Source organism: Mycobacterium persicum (assembly GCF_002086675.1).
Taxonomy (GTDB): domain Bacteria; phylum Actinomycetota; class Actinomycetes; order Mycobacteriales; family Mycobacteriaceae; genus Mycobacterium; species Mycobacterium persicum.
The window spans coordinates 1-4625 of sequence record NZ_MVIF01000178.1; the positions used below are offsets into that span (position 1 = coordinate 1).

2 protein-coding genes are annotated in these 4625 nt (G+C 69.0%); both read right to left on the reverse strand.

The features are described 5' to 3' along the window. Positions 1-2695: type I polyketide synthase (locus BST40_RS27300; protein WP_083156430.1), on the reverse strand; the 2695-nt coding region annotated here is incomplete at its 3' end. Continuing rightward, positions 2692-4625: beta-ketoacyl reductase (locus BST40_RS27305; RefSeq protein ID WP_208618940.1), on the reverse strand; the 1934-nt coding region annotated here is incomplete at its 5' end. The genes BST40_RS27300 and BST40_RS27305, both read right to left, overlap by 4 nt.

Below are 4625 nucleotides of genomic sequence, written 5' to 3' on the forward strand. Positions count from 1 at the left end.
GCACGGGGTGTGGTTCGGGCGGGTGCGGGGTGTGCGGCGGGCGCGCGGTGTGCGTGGTGTTGAGGTTGGTCTGAAACGTCAGGGTGTCGTGGGTGTCGCGTTGCAGCGTGCCGATGCTCAGATACTCGGCGTCGTGATGCGTGCTCGCGAGGGTGTCGCTGATCGAGTGGGTCAGCAACGGGTGTGCGCTGATCTCGATGAAGGTGTGGTGGGGGCCGCGCGGGCCGTCGAAGGCGTGCGCGATGGCCTGGTGGAAACGCACCGGGTTGCGCATGTTGGTGGCCCAGTGCTCGGCGTCGAAGACCGGTTGGCTGTCGAGGTCGGCGTAGGTGGTGGAGATGATCGGCATGGTCGGCGGCCGCGGGGTGAGATCGGCCAGTTCCGAACGCATGTGGGGCTGCAACGCTTCCATGGCCGGGTTGTGCGGGGCCACCTCGATGTTGACCCGGGTGGCAAAGCCGCCCCGTTGGCGCACCGTCTCGATGAGAGCGTCGATCTGCTGCGGCGGTCCGGCGATCACGGTTTGGCGTGGTGAGGCGTAGATCCCGAGGCTCACCTGCGGATAGTCGGCGATGAGGGCTTCGGTTTCGGCGGCGTCGAGTTCCAGCAGCGCCATCGTGCCCTGCCCGGACAGCGGCGCCATCAGCCGCGACCGGGTGGCGGTGACCCGCAGGCCCTGCGCCGGCGTGAGCGCACCGGCGACCACCGCGGCGGCCACCTCGCCCATGGAGTGGCCGATCACCAGGTCGGGTTGCACCCCGTAGGAGCGCCACAGCGCGGTGAGCGCCAGCTGCATGCCGATCACCCCGAGCTGGATCTGCTCGATGCCAACCAGCTCCTTGCCGCCGGCGATTACCTCCTGAAGCGAAAACCCGGCCTGTGCAACGAAATCCGGCTCCAGTGCGGCGACGGCGGCAGCGAATGACGGTTCGTCGGCCAGCAGCTGGCGGCCCATTCCGGCCCACTGGGACCCACGTCCGGAGTAGACGAACACCGTGCCCGGCCCCACCGCGCCCTCCCGAGGAGCCACCACGCCCGGGGCGGATTGACCCGCGGCCAGCGCCCGCAACCCCGCCACCGCCTGGCCCCGATCCACGGCGGCCACCGTGGCGAACTTGGCGTGCCGGGGCCGGTGATGGTTGAGGGTGTGCGCGGCGTCGGCCAGCGACACTCCGGCGCCCGGGCCATCCAGCCAATCGGCCAGCACCGATGCCGTCGCGGCCACCCGCTGCGTCGTCTTGCCCGACACCACCAGGGTCGATACCGCCGGAGCCGGGTCGCGCGGCGCACCGGCCGCCGGGGCGGGCGGCTGCTCGATCACCACATGCGCGTTCGTCCCGCTGACGCCGAACGACGAGATGCCCGCGCGCCGCGGCCGGCCGGTTGCTGGCCATGCCATGCCGTCGGCCGCGATGGTCAGCCGGGCCGCGGCCTCACTCGCATGCGGTGTCAACTGCCGGAAGTTGAGGTGCCGCGGAATGTAGCCGTTGCCCACGGCGAGTACGGCTTTCATGAATCCGGCGACACCCGCCGCGGCTTCCAGGTGACCGAGGTTGGTCTTCACCGAGCCGATCACCAACGGAGGGGAACTCTCTCGCTCGCCGAAAACCTTGCTCAGCGAGTCGAGTTCGATTGGGTCGCCCAAGGGCGTACCCGTTCCGTGGGCTTCGATGTAATCGATGTCGGCAGCCGCTAATTTGGACGACGTCAGTGCGGTGCGTAGCAGCGCTTGTTGGGCGGGCCCGTTGGGGACGGTCACCCCGCTGCTGGCGCCGTCCTGGTTGACGGCCGAACCGCGCACCACCGCAAGGATGCGGTCGCCGTCGCGCACCGCGTCGTCCAACCGCTTGAGCACCACCACCGCGGCGCCCTCGCCGCGGACGTATCCGTCGGCGGACGCATCGAAGGTCTTGCACTGACCTTCCGGCGACAGCATCCCCCAGCGCGAGCACGCGATGCTCGGTCCGGGGCTGAGCAACAGGTTGGTCCCACCGACCAGCGCCATGTCGCTTTCCCGCGAACGCAGGCTCTGACAGGCCAGGTGCACCGCCACCAACGACGACGAGCAGGCGGTGTCGATGACCACCGCGGGACCGCGAGCACCCAGGATGTAGGCCAGCCGTCCGGCGGCGAAGTTCGCCGAGTTCCCGGTCGGGATGTAGGCGTCGAGCTCTTCGGGGCGCAGCTGGCCGGCCAAAGTCAGCATGTAGTCGTAGGCGGTGACGCCGACGAATACCGAGGTTTGGGTGCCGCGGATCAAATGCGGGGGCACGCCGGCGTTCTCCAACGCTTCCCAGGCGACTTCGATCAGCAACCGCTGCTGGGGGTCCATGGCCGCGGCTTCGCGGGGCGAGATCGAGAAGAACTCCGCGTCGAATTCGTCGGGCTGCCAGTCGGTGAGGAATCCGCCGTCACGGCTGCAAATGGTCCCCGGCACGGTGTGGTCGTCGGTGTAGAAGGCGTCGGCATCCCACCGCTCGGCGGGAACCCGGACGATGCCGCTTCGGCCGTCGCACAACAACTCCCAGAACTGTTCGGGGTTGTTCACCCCGCCCGGGAACCGGCATCCCATGCCCACCACCGCGACGGGCTCGGTGCTGGACTTTTCGGCACGTTCCAGGCGCGCCGTCAGGTCGTCGATTTTGTGCAGCGCCTCGGTAATGATCGCTCGGCGATCCGGTGTCGCGGCGGTCATCGCGTTCCCCTTAGTCGTTCGGAAAGCTGTTCCAGGAGTTCGTCTTCGGTGAAGTCCTCGTAGGTGTCGGGGTCCGGCTGGCCGGCTGTGACCGCTGCTGTTGCCGCTCCGGTCGCCTCCGTTGCTTCGATGAGCTCGGGCAGGATGGTGGCCAGATAGTCGGTAAGGCTGTACACCGTCGGGTAGTCGAAAACCACCGATGCGGGCAGGAACTCGCCGAGGCTTTCCGACAGCGACCGTTGCAGAGTGACGCTCATCAGCGAGTCCATGCCGAGTTGGAAGAAGCCCGCCGAGGGGTCCAGCGTCTGGGTGGCGGGCATTCCCATCACCGCGGCGGCCAATGCGCCGACGTGGTCGAACAGCATGTCCTGTCGGCGCTCCGGGTGACATTTGCGCAAGGCTTGGCGGAATTCGCTTTCCGGCAACGTGACATCTTCCGGCGCCGGCAACAGGTCGTCGACGATACGCAGTGATCCCCGGGTGCGGTATGCCGCCGCCAGCAGCGGCCAATCCGCGGCCACCACGGCAGTGCGCACCCCGGCCGCCGGGTTCATCACCAGCGGCAGCGCCCCGATGGCGACTTCGTCGTCCATGGGCAGCAGCCCCGATCCCACACTCACCTGGTTGGCCTGATGCTCCGCATCGGCAAGGGATTTCCACAAACCCCAGTCGACGACGGTGGCCGGCAGGCCCATAACCCGGCGCGCGTACGCCAGGGCGTCCAAGTAACCGCTGGTCGCCGTGTAGTGCGCCAACCACCGCGAACCGGTTAGGCCCGAGATCGAGGAGAACAGCACGAAATAGCGCGCCGGCGTCGTCACCGACAGCCGGTGCAACAGGGCTGCGGCGTCCAGCTTGGGCGCGAACATGGACGTGACGTCATCGTCGGTCATCTCGCTGAGCAAGACCGGCCGGCCGGCGAAGGCGGCCAGGTAGATGCCCTCCAGCGGCGGCAAGTCGGCGCCGAACCGGTCGAACAGCGCCGTCATGGCGCCTTCGTCGGTCACATCCGCGGCCACCGTGACGAGGTTCTTGCCAACTGCGGCAAGGCTTTCGGCCAGTGCGTGCAGCCGGTCACCGGGGTTGCGTGATACCGCGACGACGGTGGTGGCGCCCATCTGGGCCAATTGGCGGATCAGGTGCGGCCCGATGTTGCCGGTAGCCCCGATCACCAGTTGGCTGGTGTCAGAACTGAGGGTGACCGCGTCGGTGGGCACCGGCCGCCGCTGCAGCCGAGGCACGCGGCGGGCGCCCAGCCGGTACACGACCTGATCTTCATGATCCTCCGCGTCGGCGCCCCGGACCGCGGCCAGCACCTGCCGCACCGCCAGTGCTGCCGGCGTGGAGTGGTCGAGATCGATGAGCCCGCCCCAGATTTCGGGATGCTCCAGGGCCAGCGACCGACCCAGCCCCCACAGCGCCCCATGCGCGGGGTTGGCCCGATCACCCTCCGCGACGGGCTGGGCATTACGGGTGATGACGAACAACTTCGCCGGCGAGTTGCTGGCCCTCATCGCGGCAGCCAGCCGCCGGGTCGCGTGGAATACCCGGTAGGCATGTCCCACGTCCAGGGGGTCGGCGGAGACCGGCGGCGCGTAGAGCACATGGTCCAGCGCGGGCAGGGCCTCCAGCAGCGCGCGCAGGTCACCGTCGCCGGCGAACGCGGTCAACGGCAGGAGCTCGACCCGGCAATCCGCACCCGCGACCCGGCGCAGCTCGGTGCACAATTCGTCATCGGCTGCCACCAGCCAGCGCGCGGCGCTTGACGGGTCGACCTGCGGCGCCGGGCAGGCCGGCCAGGCCAGTTCGTAGCACCAATCGTCGAGCGGGCGGTTTCCGGAGTGCACTTCTCCGGGCGCCACGACCTTGGTGGGAGTCGGACGTTCGGCGCCCGCCGCGGCGCTGATCCAGTGGCGGGTGTGTTGCCACG